This is a genomic window from Paenibacillus sp. 01T422, from assembly GCF_056398785.1.
In genome coordinates, this window is sequence record NZ_JBFTQB010001037.1 from 1 (window position 1) to 2,045 (window position 2,045).

Here is a 2,045-nt window from a genome sequence, read left to right on the forward strand (position 1 = left end):
TCCATGGTGCGTTTATCAGGTGAAGTTGGCAAAATAGGTACCGTAGTTCCCCTATCCCATGAAAAGCATGCCTTTCCTGTGTAATACCGGACTGTAGTTCCCAGTAAATCCCACTACCTTCATAAATGCTGAAAAAAGCCGGGGCACCTAACTGCCCCGACTTTTTTTATTTACGATCATTGATCGCTTTAATCACTTCAACTGGAATTTTCGGTTTCCGATCATAAGTGAGCAAACCATTGATTTCCTGCTCCACATCTGTTAATTGCGTATAGCAATATCCTTGAACAACGCCGGAGTTCAGTAGTGGACGAATGACGGCACGCAGCTTCTGCTCGTACTCTTCATCGTTCTCGGCACCAGAGTAACCCCAGCCTTCCCAATCGCTTTTCTTGTAGGCTATCCCGCCAAACTCAGTAACAAGAATCGGCTGATTCTCATAAGGGAAACCTTCAACAAACAGGCGGCGATTCGCCGGCATCGCATGAACGGCCTTCTCTTTGGAGCTGTAACGCTCGGTCAGAACCTCTTCCCGCCACTCATAATCATGAATCGCGAATAAGTCCGTTTTCACCAATTCCCAACCGTCATTCGAGATAACAGGACGCATCGGATCAAGCGACTTCGTCAAATGATACATCGTTAACGCATGCTGCTGCTGCCTTTTATCAATCTGGATATTAGGAACTCCCCAGCTTTCGTTCAATGGAACCCAGGCAATGATAGAAGGATGGTTATAATCGCGATCGACAGACGCTTGCCACTCTTTGGTAAACCGTTCTACATACTTCTCCGTGTATTCGTAGGCATTTGCCGCTTCGCTCCAGACAACAAGTCCAAGCTGGTCACACCAGTACAGAAATCTAGGATCCTCCAACTTCTGATGCTTACGGGCGCCATTAAAGCCCATTGCTTTCGTCAGCTCGACATCCTGCTTGATCGCCTCATCACTTGGCGGCGTCAAATTTCCATCTGGGAAATAACCTTGGTCCAGCACCATTTTCAGGAAATAAGGACGGTTGTTGAGGCAAAGCTTGCCATTCTCGATCGAAACTTTCCGCATACCGAAATAGCTCGTCACTTCATCAACAGCTTGATCGTCAACCAGCAGTGTGAAAGCAACATCGTACAAATTCGGACGCTCCGGCGTCCACCAACCACCAAGTCCATGATCATTAAAATCATTCAGACGAACAGTTCTTGTCCCAACGCTGTCTTTCAACAAATAAGTGTCCTCGGAAACAAGTTTGCCCTTAAAAGAAATCTCAACCTTCACCTGCTGTTTCTCATGCGCTTTGGCAGCTTCGATGAAAAATTGCAATTCCACTTGCTTATTATCAATGTCCGGCGTAATTCTCACTTTATTTAAATAAGCATCGGTGCTTACCGCTTCAATCCATACAGTTTGCCAAATACCAGTAGTTCTCGTATAGAAAATGCTCGCTGAATCCGAGAGCCAGTACTGCTTACCTCTAGGCAGCGTCACGTCTTTGCTGTAATCAACGGCTTTGACAACTAATTTATTCGTACCTTCCTGGAGAGCATCGGTAATGTCCGCGTGAAACGGCGTGTGCCCGCCTTCATGCGTCGCAACCAAAGTGCCGTTCACCCAAACGGATGCCTCGTAATCAACGGCCCCAAAGTGAAGCAAAATCCGCTTATTTGCAAATGCGTCTGGAATCACCAAATCCCTGCGGTACCATACAACGTCATGAAACTCATTGCTGCCAATGCCACTTAGCTTACTCTGAAAAGCGAAAGGCACTTGAATCGTCTGGGATAACGCTTTGTTCCCTAAATGCCATTTCTCTTTGCTGCCTACACGGTCATCATCAAACTCAAATTCCCATTCGCCATTCAAGTTCATCCAGCTGTCTCGTACAAATTGTGGCCTTGGGTAATCTGCTCGGGGTTGATTCGTCATGGGTAACGCTACCTCCATAAAGTTAATTAATAAGTTAATTAAATAAGTCCAATATAACTAAGACTATTATCATCCCAAGCTCATTTCCTGTCAATACATGTTATTCAATTAACTTATAGGT

General features: G+C 45.6%; 1 protein-coding gene. It reads right to left on the minus strand.

Annotation, left to right across the window (positions count from 1 at the left end):
- Window positions 1-166 precede the first annotated feature (166 nt).
- Window positions 167-1,924 (minus strand): glycoside hydrolase family 2 protein, encoded by a 1,758-nt coding sequence (locus tag AC1DUA_RS35165; RefSeq protein ID WP_477504150.1) that lies wholly within the window; start codon window positions 1,922-1,924, stop codon window positions 167-169.
- Window positions 1,925-2,045: the final 121 nt, after the last annotated feature.